We start from the raw sequence: 16189 nt of genomic DNA, 5'->3' as shown, positions 1-16189 counted from the left end.
CTTGAGGAGGAAGTTGAATATGACTATTTTGGTAACAGGAGCTACAGGAACCGTTGGAAAACACATTGTGCAGCAGCTTGTGCTGCAAGGCAGCGAAGTGAGGGCAATCTCACGCAATCCCCAGCAAGCGAAAGTACCGGAGGGCGTCCAGGTGGTTGCCGGAAATCTCAATGACCCGGATAGCCTGATTCCCGCCCTGCAAGGCGTGACGGCCATGCATTTGATCATTTCCAGTGATGAGGCTTACGGGTCCCTGCAGACGGATCCGCGGATTATTGAGCTTGCCGAGAAGGCAGGCATAAAGCGGGTAACGGTATTGGTAGGCTATGAAGAAGGTCCTGTCGAAGCAGCCCTTCGAGAGAGCGGGATGGAATGGACCTTGCTCAAGCCAGGCGAATTTATGGCAAATATTTTGGCCGATTGGCAGGAATCGATCCGCATTGAGGGAGTCGTCCGCGAGCCGTTCGGCCATGCGCTGAGCGCGAGAATCCATGAAGCCGATATTGCGCGGGTTGCCGTCGCCGCACTTCTTGAGGAGGGTCACCATGGCCAAGAATATTTCCTTACGGGACCGGAAGCCCTATCGCGAACGGAAGCGGTTCGGATCATAAGCGAGGTAACAGGCAAGGACATCCGTTTTGTCGAACTGACCGAGGAACAGGCGAGAGATCAATGGAGAGCGCAAGGCTATGACGAGGAATCGATTGAGTTTTTTGTGCAAATGGGAAAAAATCCGCTCGAGATCGGTTATACCGTATTGCCGACGGTGGAGGAAGTCACGGGGCGGCCGGCAGCCACGCTTGCTGATTGGGTCCGCGATCATCTGGACGATTTTTAAGAGTAAGCCATTATGGCATTCTAGGGACAGATTTTTATAGGAAGAGGAGGAGCTGTGAAACTTGCCTTACGCCATTGAAACGAAGGAGCTTCGCAAATCTTACAACGGCATGGAGGTCGTTCGAGGAATCGATCTGCGAGTCGAACAAGGAGAGCTGTTTGCCTTGTTAGGTCCGAACGGCGCCGGAAAAACAACGACCATCCACATGCTATCCACCCTGGTTAAGCCGGACGGGGGGTTCGCAAGCGTGGCCGGGTTTGATATTGTGGGCAATGCCCGGAACGTTCGAAGAAAGATTAGCCTGACAGGCCAGTTTGCAGCACTGGATGAAGGGCTCTCCGGTCTTCAGAATTTAATGCTGATATCAAGGCTTTACGGTTATTCGGCGAAAACGGCTCGATCCGTAAGCGAGGAGCTGATCGAATCCTTTGGACTCAGCGAAGCGAAGGACCGCGCGGTGCAGCATTACTCTGGCGGGATGCGGAGGCGGCTGGATATTGCCGCCAGTATCGTTACCGAGCCCGACGTTATTTTTCTGGATGAGCCGACAACAGGCCTCGATCCGCAAAGCCGCAATCAAGTGTGGGAGGTTGTAAGGTCGCTTTTGAAGCGTGGAACCACTGTGCTGCTGACGACGCAATATCTGGAGGAAGCTGACCAGTTGGCGGACCGGATTGCCGTGATGAATAAGGGGAGTTTGATTGCGGAAGGGACGCCCCGCCAATTAAAGGCTTCCGTTGGCAACAGAACGTTAACCATCCAATTCATCGAACCGGCCGATCAGCGCAAGCTCGGTACTTTGTTAAACGAGGAACACGCGCTGACCGTATTGCAGGGCAATCATCCGTTGGTACATAAGATCCCGGTGGAGGACGCAAGTACCGCCAATGAGGCTCTTCGTACGCTGATGAAGAACGGATTCGCCATTGAATATTTCGCCTTAAGCGAACCGAGTCTGGATGAGGTCTTTCTGTCACTGACCCACGCGAAGTCGAAGGGAGGCACGCCATGAGTGTAAGCCGACATACAGCGAATAAGGACGGCGTGCTGCCTGTTCGTCAAGCCGATATCGATCATCCCAATGCCCTGACGGCGATCCGAATCTTTATGTGGAGAACTTGGCAGCATACCAAGCATAACGGGTTTGGTCTGGTGATGGATGCGATTCTGTCGCCGGTTCTGCTGCTGCTCATATTTAGTTACTTGTTCGGAGGTGCCATGGCTGGGTCAACCGGAGCTTATATTCAATTCCTATTGCCCGGCATCCTCATCCTGACGGTCGTTCCCATGACGGTGTACAGCGGAACCACGATATGCTCGGATATTACCAAAGGGGTGTACAATCGTTTCCGAACGCTGCCCTTTTGGCAGCCCGCCTCCGTCATCGGCTCCATCCTTACGGATGGTTTGCGTTATACGGTCGGCGTTATCGTTGCCCTGGGTACGGGGCTTGCGCTGGGCTTCCGCCCCGAGGGCAGCGCCATCCAAATGGTATGCGCCATTGCTTTCATCTTATTTTTTGCATTCAGCGTCAGCTGGATATTTGCGCTGATCGGCGTCGTGGCCAAGCGGCCGGAGACGGTGTCGGGGTCCAGCATGATCGCGATATATCCGCTGCTGTTCGCCAGCAACATTCTGGTGGATTCGTCGACGATGCCGAAATGGACGGGCATTCTTATCGATCTGAATCCGATCAGCATGGCGGCAGCCACGGTCAGGGGACTGATGAACGGCACGGCAATCATGGCCGTGAGCATGATCGGAATCGGGGTCTGCGTGGTGATTATCGCTATTTTCGCCCCGTTTACTCTGTATCTGTATCAGACAAAAAACGAGCGGTAAGAGGCACAAAAAAACCAGGTTTGCATGAGCATGCAGCCTGGTTTTTTATCTATGGTATGTCATTTGCGGTTGATGTAAATCGTATCACTATTTTTGGACCCACGATAAATACACAATACTACAACGGAAAGTATAAGTCTATATTTTTTTCGGGAAACCCCTATACTTAAAGCTATTCTTTAGCAAAGAGGGGGAAATCGGAATGCTGAATCGAAGCGAAAGCGCGGAGCGGGAATATCTTGAGTTTGTATTAAAGGAGCTTCATCGAGCATCGGATGAATTAGAGGGGAAGGTGTCCGACTCGTATAAGGAGATCATTGAAGCGAAGAAATACCTGTGGGTGAACATGGCCCAATTGGATGCGGCGGAACGAGCGGCCAACCGGGTTGATATTTCCTTATCGATTGATACGGGAGAGAAGACGGTGGCCAGGCTGCAAAAGATTCGCAAACTACTTGCCTCGCCGTATTTTGGCAGGGTGGATTTCCGAACGAATGAAACGATTGAAGAAGGTGCTTACTATATCGGCATCCATTCTTTCACGGACGGAGGAAGTCAGGAGCATTTCATCTATGATTGGCGCTCGCCGGTGGCAAGCTTGTTCTATGATTACAATGTCGGTCCTGCGTCGTATGAAGCGCCCATGGGCAGAATGCAAGGCGAAATTACCGTCAAAAGACAGTACAAAATCAAAGACGGTCATATGGAATATATGATTGAGAGCTCCATGAACATCAATGACGACGTTCTGCAGAAGGAGCTCAGCAGCACGTCGGACGAGAAGATGAAGAATATTGTGGCTACCATCCAGCAGGAGCAAAATGCCATCATACGAAACGAAACCGCAAATGAGCTGATCATACAGGGAGCGGCCGGTTCAGGCAAAACCTCAGTGGCTCTGCACAGGGTAGCTTTTCTGTTGTACCGCCATAAGGAGACTTTGACTTCCAGCAACGTGCTCATTATATCCCCCCATAAAGTATTCTCTGATTATATATCCAACGTTCTGCCAGAGCTTGGCGAAGAGAAAATCATGGAGGTTACGATGGAGGAGCTTGCTGCCAAAGAGCTGGGAGGATTATGTCAGTTCCAGACCTTCTCCGAACAGGTGGACGAAATCGTGCACGCCCATGACGAGCAGGCTATTGAACGGATCCGGTATAAGGCCGGCATGCACTTCGTGCACGAGCTAGAGGCTTATATGAAGTATGCCGATGAGCAGTTCTTCCTGCCTGCGGATATTCAGCTGAAGGGCGTATGTATTTCGGCTTCGGAGATCATGGACGGTTACCTTGGCACCATGACCATGCCGCTCAGGCAGCGATTGGAGAAGACGGCCTCCATCCTGTCAGGCCGGGTTCGTACGGAGGATGGAGAGAGGCTGACAACCGCAGAAGCCAATAAGGTCAAAACCGCGATCAAAAAAATGTTCAAATTTCAAAATGCACTCAGCATGTACAAGGAATTCTTCTCGCATAGGAACAAACCGGACATGTTCGTCATGATCGGAAGGAAAACGATCGAGTATGCTGACGTTTTTCCGCTGCTGTATCTCAAAATGTATTTGGAGGGAAGCACATCATACGATATGGTGAAGCATCTGCTCGTCGATGAAATGCAGGATTATACACCGATTCAATATGTCGTGCTCTCCAAATGGTTTTCGTGCAAAAAAACGATTCTTGGGGACAGCAACCAGTCGGTCAACGTATATACGTCCACTTCACTGCATGATATCAAGGGCGTGTTTCCACATGCCGATACGATTGAACTGTTAAAGAGCTATCGCTCCACGCTGGAGATTATGGGACTTGCGAAGCGAATCCGTCCGGGCAGCACCATGATTCCCGTGGAGCGGCATGGAGAAGAACCGCAGGTGATCCGGTGTCGTGACGCCCGGGAGGAGCTGGCGTTCATTCAAGAGCTTAGCCGTCACTTTTTAGATTCCGGGCTGCAGACGATGGGGATCCTATGCAAAACGTCCTCGCAGGCCCGGCAGGTGTACGAGTCCATCAGGGAGCTTGGGGGCAGCGTGAATCTGCTCGATTTTAGCAGCGACCGCTTTCAGGATGGAATTACGATCACCTTCGCCCATATGGCCAAGGGCCTGGAATTCGATCAGGTTATCGTTCCTTTTGCGGACGCCGAAAACTATCGTTCCGAGATGGACCGAAGCTTACTCTACATTGCTTGTACCCGGGCCATGCATAAACTTTCGCTGACCTATTCGGGTGAACCGGCAGCTTGGTTGGCCGTGTGAGCGTGAGCCGAAAATCAGGATAGCGTCATCCATGTCATCCATAGAAACACCTTTTAAGAAAGTCGCAACCGATGCTTGCGGCTTTTTTTTCTTTAGACCATGCATAAGATTTCAGCGAAGCTGAGCCCATTCGATCATCGCAGGAGAACTTATATGGCGTTTAGGAAGGAGGACTGATTTATTTCTCGAACCTATTAATATGAGAGTAGCACAGCAAACGTATGGAAGGAGGAACGTAACGGGCTAATCAATCCAACAACGGGACAGGAAGTGATATGGGACATTGGACTCTCATCGAATACTTGGAGATTTTTTCAGGAAGACGTGGCCGTTTTATGTATTGTCGATTTGCTGCCATTTGGTAGCCAACATCATTCACGTGAATTTCCCAAGGGTGCTGGGCCATTTTACGGATGAACTGAAGGATGGTTTATTGTCTGTCGATGGCATCGTGCGTTACAGCTGGACGCTGCTCGGAATCGGCGTCGGCTTTGCCGTCATCGGCGGGATCGGCCAGTTTCTGGTTATGTACACGGGGCGGTATTTCGAATTTATGAACCGGCAGCGATTGTTTGTCCACTTTACGGGGCTCAGTGAGCGATTTTATTCCAAGCATGGCGTTGGCAAACTGCTAAGTTATTTCATGAATGACGTGACGACGGTAAGGGAAGCCATCTCGATGGGGATCAATCAGACGGCAAACTCCTCCATCCTTCTGGTCTCCACGATCGTCATGCTGCTGATAACGAACGTACCGCTGTATTTGGTGGCAGCGAGCATCGCCCCTTTGCTGCTGATTCCGGTTATTGTTGTTTGGCTCGGACCGATTATCAGAAGAAGATCGCTGCAGGTACAGGAAGCGCTGGGCTTGATGACGGAATCCGCGGAGGAGCAGTTTGGCGGGATCCGCGTCACCAAGAAGTTCGCGGTGGAAGACACGATGAAGCGGCGCTTTGGGATGACGGTGGACCGCATCCGGGACAAGCAGCTGCGGCTGGTACGCGTATCATCGCTCTTTCAATCGATCATTCCGTTTCTGGGTGCCACCTCACTCATTATCGCCCTCTTATTCGGCGGTTACCTGACGATTCTAGGACGCATTACGGTCGGAAACTTTGTCGCATTGACGCTTTACATTCGCATGCTGATGAATCCCCTGCAGCAGATCGGCAATGTTATTAATGTCGTTCAGCGCGCGAGGGCTTCGCTTGACCGATTGAACGACCTGCTTGGCAAGCAGGCCGATATTAAGGAACTGCCTGGTGCCAAGGCGCTGAATCAGGAGATTCCAGGCATTGAAGTGCGTGATTTATCCTTTTCCTACGACGATGTGGATGGTCAAGGGGAGGGGGCCAGACAGGTTCTGCGCGGCATTCAATTGGATGTTCCGCCAGGATCGACGCTAGGCATCATTGGCCGAACGGGAAGCGGCAAGACTACGCTTATGAAGCTGCTGCTGCGTACCTATGACCCGCCTCCGGGGAAAGTGCTGATCGGGGGGGAGGATATTCGGAAGCTTACATTAAAAAGCCTGCGTGAAGGGATCGCCTATGTTCCCCAGGACGGCTTCCTGTTCAGCTCGACCATCCGCGAGAATATTGCCTTCTATAAACGGGACACGGAGCCGGCAATCGTTGAGGAAGCGGCACGAAAAGCACGGGTGTATGACAACATTGCAGAGTTTCCGGACAAGTTCGAAACCCGCCTTGGGGAGCGAGGCATTACGCTTTCCGGAGGACAGCGGCAGCGGACAAGCCTTGCACGAGGAATAATCAAGGATGCACCTATCCTCATTCTGGATGATAGCGTAAGCGCTGTCGACGCGGTGACGGAGACGGAAATCATGGAGACGATTCGGGATATCCGTGCTGGAAAGACTACGATCATTATTGCTCACCGGATCAGTGCATTGAAACATGCCGATGAGATCATCGTCCTGGATCAGGGAGAGATTGTTCAGCGGGGTACGCATGAAGAACTGCTGTCAAAGGACGGACTGTACCGGACGCTGCATGACATTCAGGAAGAGGGGATGAAGCATCATGGCACAGGCCATTAACAATTGGCAACTGGACCAGAAGGCGGATCTGAATGCCCCTCAGTCCAAGCCCAAGTATATATCCACATTCCGTGCTTTATCGGGTTACATGAAGGAATACCGGCTGATCTTTGCCGGGTTTATCGGCTGCACCTTGATTGCCATATCGGCAGAGCTGCTGCAGCCGTACCTGATGAAAATCGCAATCGATGATAATCTGATGGTCGGCAAGAACGATTTTCGGAGCCTGATGGTCATTTGCGGCATTTATTTTTTGTTATCGCTGCTCAGTATGGTGTTCACCTATTTGCAAAATAATTTGCTGCAAAAGGCGGGGCAGAGCATTGTAGCGAGCATTCGCAAACGGCTGTTTGCCCATATATCCAAGCTGTCGATGTCTTATTTCGATAAAGTGCCGAGCGGTAGCTTGATTACGCATGTATCCAGTGATACCGAAGCGATTAATCAATTTTTTAACCAGGTGCTGCTCAGCCTGTTCCGCGACGGCTTCACCTTGATCTTCATTCTGATCTTGATGTTCCAGCTCGATGTCACGCTGACCTTGTACTGCTTGATCCTGCTGCCGATCATTGCGGGGATCGCCATTGCGTTCCGGCGTTATATGCGCCACACCTACCAGATGGCCAGAACGCGGTTATCCCGGCTGGTGGCCTTTGTGGCCGAGAATCTCTCGGGGATGAATCTGATTCAAGTTTTCCATCAGCAGAAGGAGCAGGAGAAGCAGTTCGAGGAACGGAACGGCTCTTACTTCAAGGCCAATATTCGGGAGATCCGGACGAATGTGCTGTTTAACCGCTCCTACGAAATATTGAACAATTTGGCCATTGCGTTCGTGACGTGGCTCGGCGGACAAGCCGTCCTGGGGACAACGCTGGAGTTCGGCGTGCTGTACGCCTTCATAACGTATATCCGTTTATTCTTCCAGCCGATCAACACGATCACCCAGCAGTGGAATACGCTGCAATCGGCGACGGTGGCGATTAACCGGATATGGGGTCTCTTGGCGATTCAGCCTGAGGTTACCGATCAACGCAAGCCGGCGGCCATTGAGAAAGCAAGCGTCGAGGGACGCGTTGACTTTGACCGGATCACGTTCGGTTACGAAGGCGGGGCGCCGGTTATTCAGGATCTGGATCTCCATATCAACCCCGGAGAGATGATCGGGATCGTCGGAACCACCGGAGCGGGAAAAAGCTCGCTCATCAGTCTCCTGTGCCGTTTCTATGACGTGAACGAAGGAAGCATTCGGATTGATGGAATCGACATCAGGGAGCTCGCACAGTCCGATCTGCACCGGATGGTAGGCCTTGTTCAGCAGGAGCCGTATCTTTACTCCGGGACGGTGCTGGACAATGTACGGCTGTTCGATGAGACCATCTCGAGGGAACGGGTGATCGAGGCTTGCCGCTTTATCGGTGCGGATTCGATCATCATGAGGATGAAGGAAGGCTATGACACCCGGTTGTCGGAGCGGGGGAGCGGCCTGTCCGCCGGCGAGCGGCAGCTGATCTCCTTCGCCCGGATCATCGTTTTCCAGCCCAAGATTCTCATTCTTGATGAAGCGACCGCCAACCTGGATTCGCATACGGAGCAGCTGATCCAGAACGCGCTGCAGCTCGTGGCCGAAGGGCGAACGACCCTTGTCATTGCCCATCGCTTATCTACCATCATGGGGGCAGACCGGATTCTGGTCATGAGCAAAGGCCGGATCGTGGAGCAAGGCACGCATCAGGAACTGCTGGACTCCCATGGGTATTATGAAGAGCTGTATCTTCACTCCCAAGGACAGAAGCAGGAGCATGAGACTGCCGGTTCATTGTATCGTACAAAATAACCGCATCAGATTCTTGCCAGAGGACGGAGCTTTCATTAGCGCTGTCCTCTTTTTTTATGAGCGTGCGATTAGGGAAGCCGTATTTATAAGGCGCTTGTCAACAAGTCAATGAAGTTCAGAGCCGTTCTGGAGACGTGATGATCCCTCAGCCAGATCAAGGCTGTGGAAGCCGCTGCCGGGGTGTCCTTGATTTTGAAGGCATGAACAGATGCAGGCACGTGCTGCTTGACCAGCGTTTCGGGAACAATCGCCACGCCAAAACCCGAAGCGACCAAACGCAGCAGCAGCGAAATGTCGGAGCATTCGGCTACGATGTTCGGCTGCAGTTTCTGTTCCGAGAAAGCCATCTGGATCGTATAATACACGCCTAACCCTTCCGTGCTTGGCAGAATGAGCGGATACTGCGCAATATGCGGGAGGGTTATCTCCTGTTCGATGGATGGCTCAGAAGTGAGCATATAAAAAGGCTCCGTCTGCAGATGAAGGATCGAGAAATCATCCAATTCAAGCGGCAGGCGGACGATCGCTACTTCAAGCGATCGGTTTCTCACGAGCTCACAGAGCTGATACGACTCGTTCTGCTGAATTTTATACGAAACCTGGGGATATCTTGCTTTGAACTCATGCAGCCATGACGGCAGTTCTACCGAAGATAATGTATTGATGCCAAGACTCAGCGTACCCTTATCGCCGTTCCCGACCTCTTTCACCTCGGCTTTGGCCTCTTCCATGAGCTGGGTCATCTGGAGCGCATATTTATACAGCGCTTTACCCGATTCGGTGATTTCAAGCCGCTTCCCTCTACGATATACCAAGACGGACCCGAGCTCTTCCTCCATTGCTTTCAGCTGTTGGCTGAGAGGCGGCTGGGATATATGAAGCCGGTTGGCGGCAAGCGAGATCGTACCTTCCTCCACGATGGCAATAAAATAGCGGAGCTGTCTGATGTCCATAGGTTGATGCAACCCTCCTTGTATATGAAAAACCTTAGTGAATTCAATTTTTTAAGTATTTTTCATATGGTTCTGTCTCATGTTAGCATACCAATATACACGATAGAAAGAGGAGGGAGCATCGAGTGCTGCGTTTATCAGCCATTCTATTGATCCTTTTCCTGTCGGCCTGTCAACCCAATCCGGAGAAAGAAGAGGGGCAGAATATGAATCGTGAACTCATTGAATATGCCGAGCAAGGCAATACGGAGCAAGTACGACAGCTTCTTCAATCCGGCGCAGACATCAATGCGACGGATGAGCAGGGAAGAACGGCCGTGATGGCTGCAACCTATCATAATCATGTTGGAACGGTAGAGGCTTTGATCCAGGCAGGCGCCGATATCAATATTCGGGATCATCAACTAAACAATGTATTTTTGTATGCCGGTGCAGAGGGAATGACGGAAATTTTGCGGTTGGCGATCGATGCCGATGCGGATGTGACGTTGACCAACCGTTATGGCGGGACGGCTCTCATTCCGGCCTCTGACCGCGGACATGTGAAGATTGTTCAGGAGCTGCTGACCCGGACCGACGTCGATGTGAACCATATCAATAATCTGAACTGGACCGCACTGCTGGAGGCTGTCATTCTGGGTGACGGCAGCGAGAATTATCAGCGTATCGTGAAGCTGCTGCTGGATCATGGAGCGGACCCTCGGATTCCCGACGGGAATGGCGTAACTCCCCTGCAGCATGCCAGAGAGCGGGGATACCAAGAGATCGAACGCATCCTATTGGATGCGACGCTATAAACCAAGAGCAAGTCAAATAGAAGGCAGTATAAGCGAGAAGGGGATGAACGCTATGAACGAACAGAGCACTGCATATTGGCTGCTGAATGTCCGTCTGGAAACAGGCTATCGCTGCGAGGATGACGTTGTGACCGGAACAGAAACGGGACTTTTTCATATGAAAATAGAGAATGGGGCTTTCTCAGAGATCCGCCCGGCGGATGCTTTGCCTGATACGTTATTGCCGGCTCGGGACATGAAGGGGGATCTGATGCTCCCATCATTTAGGGATATGCATATCCACCTGGACAAAACCTATTATGGAGGCCCTTGGAAGGCACCGAGCCGTCCGGCTCACGGAATATTCAGCCGAATCGAGGAGGAAGAGAGACTGCTTCCGAAGCTTCTTCCTACCGCCAAGGAAAGAGCGGAGGGACTGCTGGATCTGCTGCTGCGCTACGGGTCTACCCATATCCGCTCCCATTGCAATGTGGATCCTGTTGTCGGCTTGAGAAATTTAGAGGCCACCTTGCAGGCGGTTGAAGGATACAGGGAAAAAGCTTTTGTTGAGATTGTAGCATTTCCTCAGCACGGCTTGCTTCGCAGCCAGTCCGTCTCCCTGGTCAGGGATGCGCTCCGGAACGGAGCAGCGCTTGTTGGTGGTCTGGATCCCACAACGGTGGATGAGAACATGGAGAAATCACTGAACACCGTGATGGAGCTGGCGGTTGAAGCCAACGCCGGCATTGACCTGCACCTGCATGAGTCGTCGCATGTAGGGCTGAATACCTTTAAGTATGTGGCTGACCTTACGGAGGAAGCGGGTTGGAACGGGAGAGTGACGCTCAGCCATGCGCTGGCTTTCGCGGACGTCTCACCCAGCGAAGTGGATGAAGTGGCGATTCGGTTGGCGGATCTGGGCATTTCCGTCACCTCTTCCGTACCGCTTGGCCGAACCATCCCGATCCCGCAGCTGCACCGCTGCGGCGTAGACATTTCGCTTGGGCAAGACAGCATTATGGACCATTGGTCCCCGTTTGGCAAAGGGGATAATCTGGACAAGGCGGGCACGCTGGCCGAACGCTTCCATATGTACGATGAGCGTTCGCTCGGACAGGCTCTCGGGTTTATTACAGGTGGCGTGACGCCGTTAGAACAGGACGGCCGTTATGCCTGGCCTAATGTCGGAGATGCGGCGGACGCGGTGATCGTAGAAGCCAGCTGCTCCGCAGAAGCCGTTGCCAGGAGGTCACGCCGCCGGGCCGTGCTGTTCAAGGGAAAACCGGTTTACGAATCATGATATAGAAACAGCCGCTGCATGCCGGGCTTTTTCCGGTGTGCAGCGGCTGTTGTTGGTTAATGGGCTACGGAGTTGTTATTCCCTGAAGTAGGGAGACTCCGCTATGATTTCCTTCCAGGGAATATAAGTAGCCTCCACCACGGATTTACCGCTCTGCCTCAAATATTCGGTTACGATCCGATAGCCGATGGCGTAACCCGCATAAGTCGGAATGCCCATCTTCGTGAACCCGTAAAAGTCCCCTTCCAGATCCCCGAACATGTAACCTCGTATCTCATTGAACCCGGTTATATGCAGCGCTTTCCGGTAGCGCGGCAGGAGCTCGCTGTGCTGGTCCTCGTCCAGGGAATGAACCCAGGGTCCCAAGTGATCCTCCCCGTACATCTCGGCGGCAAAAGCTTCGGCGAGTCCTTCCAGCACAAGGTATTGAGCGACCGTTGTCTCTGCGCTCCATGGCTCGTAAGAGAGCCGGACGTTATGATGGAATTCATGTGCCGTAATGGCTGCGAGCCTTGGCAGATTATAATCGTTCGGCCACACAACGACCATGATTTGCCCCGGCGTTCCCCCTGAGCCTGTATATCCGGGATGCGGGCCGAACCGCTCATGATCACCGAGCGCCAGGGTGAAGAGCAATTCCCCCAGCTCAATGCCGTGAGCTTGCGGTTTCAATGCAGTATAAGCCTTCATTACGGCTTCCTTGCACCGGCTCCAGGAGCCGGCTTGTTCAAGTCGGTACAAAGCCTGGAGCGCCTCTTCAGGATGAGTGGCCAAGCGGTATAATCCCAGCAGCTGCGTCATATCGTAATCGTCCTGCCCTTGAGGCATACGCTTACGTATCGTGTCCATAAACGGCTGAAGCGGCTGATTCACAAGCTGTTCATATGCGGAGCTCCGCAGCTCAGGCGCAGATTTCAAAGCTTGTTGTTGATGGGTTAGTGTATCGATAGCGATCAATTGCATGTTGATTTCCTCCTCTTACCGGAGCATGGCTGCTCCGTATAATCATGAGGATAATCCTTTACGCTGCGTGAAGGTCAAGCCCCTTATTGACGAACGCTTTTGACAATGAAACCGTCTCCTGCCCGGTTCGGATAAGAAGGAATGGAGGTAACGCTTAGATTCTGAAGCATGATGCCTCCATCATCTGCCGTGAGTTTGGGGCTTTTCCCATTGACGCGGCAGCAGGAGAAGGCAACGGGGGATAATCGTGCCATGGTCGCAAGAGCCCCATTGACCTGCGGCGCTTCGACAATCCATTCCGCCGAGGTCTGTGGACCGTTGTACCGCTGCAATGTTCGAAAGGTCCAGCTTCGGGATACGTTTCGAAGGCAGATCAACCAGTTCGAGCCGCTGCGCTTGATGATGCTGGCATGCATGCGGTCGCCCGGCTGAATGGGCAGCGGGATGATTGTAACCGAGGCGGGGAGAATCTCCCACCAAGCATAATAATAAGCCTTGCCGTCTATGAATTCATGACCCGTTCCGGTCTGTATCAGATTGCTGTTGCCGAATCCGTCAATGCCGATCCATGCCGAGGAGTAGGACGCCCCGCGGCTTGGACGAACAAACGGCACATTCCATTTGGCGGAGATCCGTTTGAAAGCCCCTTTTTTTCCAGTAATGCTGTATCCGATCCAATTGCTTGATATCCATCCGATGTTACGACGCGGCTTGGCTGAAGTGTCAAGTTGGCATGTGTGATTCCACTGATCTATCGTGAGAATCCCCATATCTCCACCGCCTTTACTAGATTGATAGTATATCTAATGAAGAATCGGTAGAGTTGGTATGGGTGATCTGTTAGAAAGTTATTGCACGGCTTTGTGGACCGTTGTTCCTTCGTGAAGCCCTCCCTGCAGCAAACTCAATCGTCCGTGGAAGAGAACGACGATTTCTCGGTTATCATCGAGGATCAAGCGACAGGCGCAAGTTTTGAATCGGCATTTCATAACATGTGGAACGATGGACAGGCATTTAAGGCTTATGGGTCATCGACACCTCATTATCGCATGCTAGTTAAGATGCCTTAGCGCAAAAACAAACAGGATCATCGCCCCTAAAGAGGTGATGGTTCGTACATGATTCCAGGGCAACCAGCGTTTCAGGTAGTTGTTCCACACCTCGCCTCCGGCACTGCTTCCCGGGTCAACGGCGGCCAGTGCGTCATTTAGCGGGACGTTGAACGCCATCGTTACGATGAATCCTGCTAAATAGAGCAGGCTGGCGGCAAGCAAGTACAACGAGCCGGGTTCCCCCCAGCGCATAAGGGATAGGACTGCAAGGACGATACTCGTTAGGGCAGTACCTGTAAACAGTGCACCGAACGTTGGGTTGAGTATGGTTGCATTGATGGACTGCATGGCGTTGATCCCCTGTTCGTTCGGAATCCGGGCCAGCGCTGTCATTATAAAAGACGAGAAAGCGAAGAACAGCCCGGCTATGAGTCCTGATCCAGTTACCGAGAATAAAGCCAACAAAAAAATCAAGCGGTCACTCATGGTTGGTATACCTCCAATGTCATAGGTTATTACGGGTATGGTTCCAGTATGTCATTTAATTGTTTGTACATACAAATATAATAGGATTTCCAGCAAAAGTAAAGACCTAAACATGCAGGAACTTCATAATCAATCAATAGATCCAAATTAATATATTAATATTTTCTATTTCTGGTAGTTAGTTTGTTATATATCCCGTTATGAAAATAAAGAATAAGAAGAGAAAATGCGAAAAAAAGTTCAGAATATCCACACTATTTTCAAAATAGAGTTATATATACGCTCTCGTAAGCGTATACAAATTTTGGATAATATATCAAATATGCTGCAGCCAAAAGGAGGGATCCATATGAGGTCAGGTAAGAGGGGATTTTGGCTAGTAACGACGGCTTTATTAAGCGTTTCTTTGTTATTCGGTTGTACCGGGGGGAAGGGAACGCCGGCCGATACCGGTGATCCGGAGCCGGGAAAGGATGGAGAAACGGCTAAGAAAATCATTACCGTTACGTTTCGGGATGACGGGATCGGTGAGAACGGAGCGTTCTATAAATGGCTCAAGGAAGTATCGGCCAGTTACCCCGATAAAAGTGTAGAGATTAAGCCGACACTGATTCAGGCATCGGAAGGCGATTATTTTGCCAAGGTGGCCTTGGCGCTCAAGTCCAAAGATACGGCGCCGGATATTGTGACAGAGGATACCTTTATCCTTAACTCTGATGCAAGCGCAGGTTATCTGGAGCCGCTTGACGATAAATTGGCAGCGTGGGAAGACTGGGGCAACGGTTCCTTTATCGAAGCGATGAAGAAGGGGGTCACCGCCAGCGATGGCAAGGTATATGGCGTTCCGTACAATACGGATTCTAGGGGACTCTGGTACAACAAGGACATTTTCAAACAAGCGGGTCTTCCGGAGGATTGGCAGCCTAAGAATTGGGAGGAGGTCTTAAGCGCTGCGCGAACGATCAAGGAGAAGGCGCCTGACGTTGTGCCGATCTGGATGAACATGGGCAAGGCTACAGGCGAAGCAACCTCCATGCAAACCTACGAAATGCTGCTTTATGGAACAGGCGAAAGACTGTATGACGATGCCAGCGGCAAATGGATTACGAAAAGCCAGGGCATTCTGGATGCGCTGACTTTTGTGGAGACGGTTAATAAAGAGAAGCTCGGACCGCCGCTCTCCAAAGTATTGAATGGCCAGGCAGGCAACACGGCTTCCCGCGAATACCTGCCGCAGGGCAAACTGGCGATTTCACTTGATGGCTCCTGGATTACGGGCAACTATATGGAATCAGGTGCGGCGCCATGGCCTGAATACAAAGATGTGCTTGGCTTCGCGCCGATGCCGACCAGCCAAGGGCAGGACCCTGGGTCGATTACATTGGCCGGAGGGTGGGCGCTGTCGATTCCAAGCAACTCCAAGAATAAAGACGAGGCTTGGGAATTTATCAAGTATGCGCTAAACAAGGAAAATACTCAGAAGCTTGTCATGTCCTCGGGGAATATCACGGTACGTGCCGATGTTGCTAAGGATCCGGAATATACGAAAATGCCGTTCAACGAAATCGCGACCGAATACCTGCAGAACGCAGAGTTCAGACCGGCGCAGGAGAAGTATCCGGAAGTGTCGACTCAAATCCAGACGATGGTGGAGTCCGTGGCAACGGGAACGTCGCCTGCGGATGCCATGAATAAATATGCGCAGGACGTTACCCGCATTGTCGGAGCGGATCATATCGTGGAGAAATAATCGGCTATAAGCAATACCAGCTTGCTCAAGCACTCCATTCATCGCGGAGGCTTGGGCAAGCGGTTTTTCAGATCAT

14 protein-coding genes are annotated in these 16189 nt (G+C 51.7%); 10 read left to right on the top strand and 4 right to left on the bottom strand.

Going from position 1 to position 16189, the window contains the following annotated elements; all coding sequences use genetic code 11:
- Positions 1-19 precede the first annotated feature (19 nt).
- The 6 genes from PLA01S_RS09050 (at position 20) to PLA01S_RS09025 (ending at position 8833) form a co-directional block, all read left to right on the top strand.
- Positions 20-838 (top strand): NAD(P)H-binding protein, encoded by an 819-nt coding sequence (locus PLA01S_RS09050; protein ID WP_127591694.1) that lies wholly within the window; start codon positions 20-22, stop codon positions 836-838.
- A 61-nt stretch (positions 839-899) separates the two neighbouring features.
- Complete coding sequence (locus tag PLA01S_RS09045) at positions 900-1850, top strand: ATP-binding cassette domain-containing protein (RefSeq protein WP_127591693.1); 951 nt, start codon at positions 900-902, stop codon at positions 1848-1850.
- Entirely contained in the window at positions 1847-2680 is an 834-nt protein-coding gene (locus tag PLA01S_RS09040) for an ABC transporter permease (RefSeq protein WP_127591692.1), read from the top strand. The genes PLA01S_RS09045 and PLA01S_RS09040 overlap by 4 nt, the downstream gene beginning before the upstream one ends.
- Before the next feature lie 202 nt (positions 2681-2882).
- A complete protein-coding gene (locus tag PLA01S_RS09035) occupies positions 2883-4940 on the top strand; it encodes a HelD family protein (protein WP_127591691.1) in 2058 nt (685 codons plus the stop codon).
- Positions 4941-5223: 283 nt separating this feature from the next.
- Entirely contained in the window at positions 5224-6999 is a 1776-nt protein-coding gene (locus PLA01S_RS09030; RefSeq protein ID WP_127591690.1) for an ABC transporter ATP-binding protein, read from the top strand.
- Positions 6983-8833, top strand: coding sequence for an ABC transporter ATP-binding protein (locus tag PLA01S_RS09025; RefSeq protein WP_127591689.1), 1851 nt, complete (start codon positions 6983-6985; stop codon positions 8831-8833). Before PLA01S_RS09030 ends, PLA01S_RS09025 begins: the two co-directional genes overlap by 17 nt.
- 83 nt (positions 8834-8916) lie before the next feature.
- On the opposite strand, the gene PLA01S_RS09020 is transcribed toward PLA01S_RS09025, so the two are convergent.
- Positions 8917-9786: a LysR family transcriptional regulator gene (locus PLA01S_RS09020; RefSeq protein WP_127591688.1), complete on the bottom strand. Its 870-nt coding sequence runs from the start codon at positions 9784-9786 to the stop codon at positions 8917-8919.
- A 206-nt stretch (positions 9787-9992) separates the two neighbouring features.
- Here PLA01S_RS09020 and PLA01S_RS09015 point away from each other — a divergent pair, with 206 nt between their 5' ends.
- Together PLA01S_RS09015 and PLA01S_RS09010 are read left to right on the top strand one after the other, a co-directional pair.
- Complete coding sequence (locus PLA01S_RS09015) at positions 9993-10583, top strand: ankyrin repeat domain-containing protein (RefSeq protein WP_127591741.1); 591 nt, start codon at positions 9993-9995, stop codon at positions 10581-10583.
- 52 nt (positions 10584-10635) lie between these two features.
- Positions 10636-11862, top strand: coding sequence for an amidohydrolase (locus PLA01S_RS09010; protein ID WP_127591687.1), 1227 nt, complete (start codon positions 10636-10638; stop codon positions 11860-11862).
- 75 nt (positions 11863-11937) lie between these two features.
- Here the strand turns inward: PLA01S_RS09010 and PLA01S_RS09005 are convergent, their stop codons facing one another.
- Positions 11938-12825: a DUF2268 domain-containing putative Zn-dependent protease gene (locus PLA01S_RS09005; protein WP_127591686.1), complete on the bottom strand. Its 888-nt coding sequence runs from the start codon at positions 12823-12825 to the stop codon at positions 11938-11940.
- Positions 12826-12908: 83 nt separating this feature from the next.
- The gene (locus PLA01S_RS09000; RefSeq protein ID WP_127591685.1) at positions 12909-13595 is read right to left on the bottom strand and encodes a G1 family glutamic endopeptidase; all 687 of its coding nucleotides are present in this window, start codon (positions 13593-13595) and stop codon (positions 12909-12911) included.
- A gap of 93 nt (positions 13596-13688) precedes the next feature.
- Between PLA01S_RS09000 and PLA01S_RS31910 the strand changes: the two genes are divergently transcribed.
- A complete protein-coding gene (locus PLA01S_RS31910) occupies positions 13689-13895 on the top strand; it encodes a hypothetical protein (RefSeq protein WP_164817377.1) in 207 nt (68 codons plus the stop codon).
- On the opposite strand, the gene PLA01S_RS08995 is transcribed toward PLA01S_RS31910, so the two are convergent.
- Positions 13878-14363 (bottom strand): anthrone oxygenase family protein, encoded by a 486-nt coding sequence (locus tag PLA01S_RS08995; protein WP_127591684.1) that lies wholly within the window; start codon positions 14361-14363, stop codon positions 13878-13880. The two genes, PLA01S_RS31910 and PLA01S_RS08995, sit on opposite strands and share 18 nt — an antisense overlap.
- A 349-nt stretch (positions 14364-14712) precedes the next feature.
- Here PLA01S_RS08995 and PLA01S_RS08990 point away from each other — a divergent pair, with 349 nt between their 5' ends.
- Positions 14713-16113, top strand: a complete 1401-nt coding sequence (locus PLA01S_RS08990; RefSeq protein ID WP_127591683.1) for an ABC transporter substrate-binding protein — start codon at positions 14713-14715, stop codon at positions 16111-16113.
- Positions 16114-16189: the final 76 nt, after the last annotated feature.

This window comes from Paenibacillus lautus NBRC 15380 (assembly GCF_004000945.1).
Lineage (GTDB): Bacteria > Bacillota > Bacilli > Paenibacillales > Paenibacillaceae > Paenibacillus_AQ > Paenibacillus_AQ lautus.
Note: the sequence above shows the minus strand (reverse complement) of the source record. Positions and strands in the feature narration are given on the sequence as shown.

What these genes read in the sequence shown, in the direction of transcription:
- PLA01S_RS09050 (WP_127591694.1), top strand. Translation starts at nt 20, where the DNA reads ATGACTATTTTGGTAACAGGAGCTACAGGAACCGTTGGAAAACACATT.
- PLA01S_RS09040 (WP_127591692.1), top strand. Translation starts at nt 1,847, where the DNA reads ATGAGTGTAAGCCGACATACAGCGAATAAGGACGGCGTGCTGCCTGTT.
- PLA01S_RS09035 (WP_127591691.1), top strand. Translation starts at nt 2,883, where the DNA reads ATGCTGAATCGAAGCGAAAGCGCGGAGCGGGAATATCTTGAGTTTGTA.
- PLA01S_RS09025 (WP_127591689.1), top strand. Translation starts at nt 6,983, where the DNA reads ATGGCACAGGCCATTAACAATTGGCAACTGGACCAGAAGGCGGATCTG.
- PLA01S_RS09020 (WP_127591688.1), bottom strand. Translation starts at nt 9,786, where the DNA reads ATGGACATCAGACAGCTCCGCTATTTTATTGCCATCGTGGAGGAAGGT.
- PLA01S_RS09015 (WP_127591741.1), top strand. Translation starts at nt 9,993, where the DNA reads ATGAATCGTGAACTCATTGAATATGCCGAGCAAGGCAATACGGAGCAA.
- PLA01S_RS09010 (WP_127591687.1), top strand. Translation starts at nt 10,636, where the DNA reads ATGAACGAACAGAGCACTGCATATTGGCTGCTGAATGTCCGTCTGGAA.
- PLA01S_RS09005 (WP_127591686.1), bottom strand. Translation starts at nt 12,825, where the DNA reads ATGCAATTGATCGCTATCGATACACTAACCCATCAACAACAAGCTTTG.
- PLA01S_RS09000 (WP_127591685.1), bottom strand. Translation starts at nt 13,595, where the DNA reads ATGGGGATTCTCACGATAGATCAGTGGAATCACACATGCCAACTTGAC.
- PLA01S_RS08995 (WP_127591684.1), bottom strand. Translation starts at nt 14,363, where the DNA reads ATGAGTGACCGCTTGATTTTTTTGTTGGCTTTATTCTCGGTAACTGGA.
- PLA01S_RS08990 (WP_127591683.1), top strand. Translation starts at nt 14,713, where the DNA reads ATGAGGTCAGGTAAGAGGGGATTTTGGCTAGTAACGACGGCTTTATTA.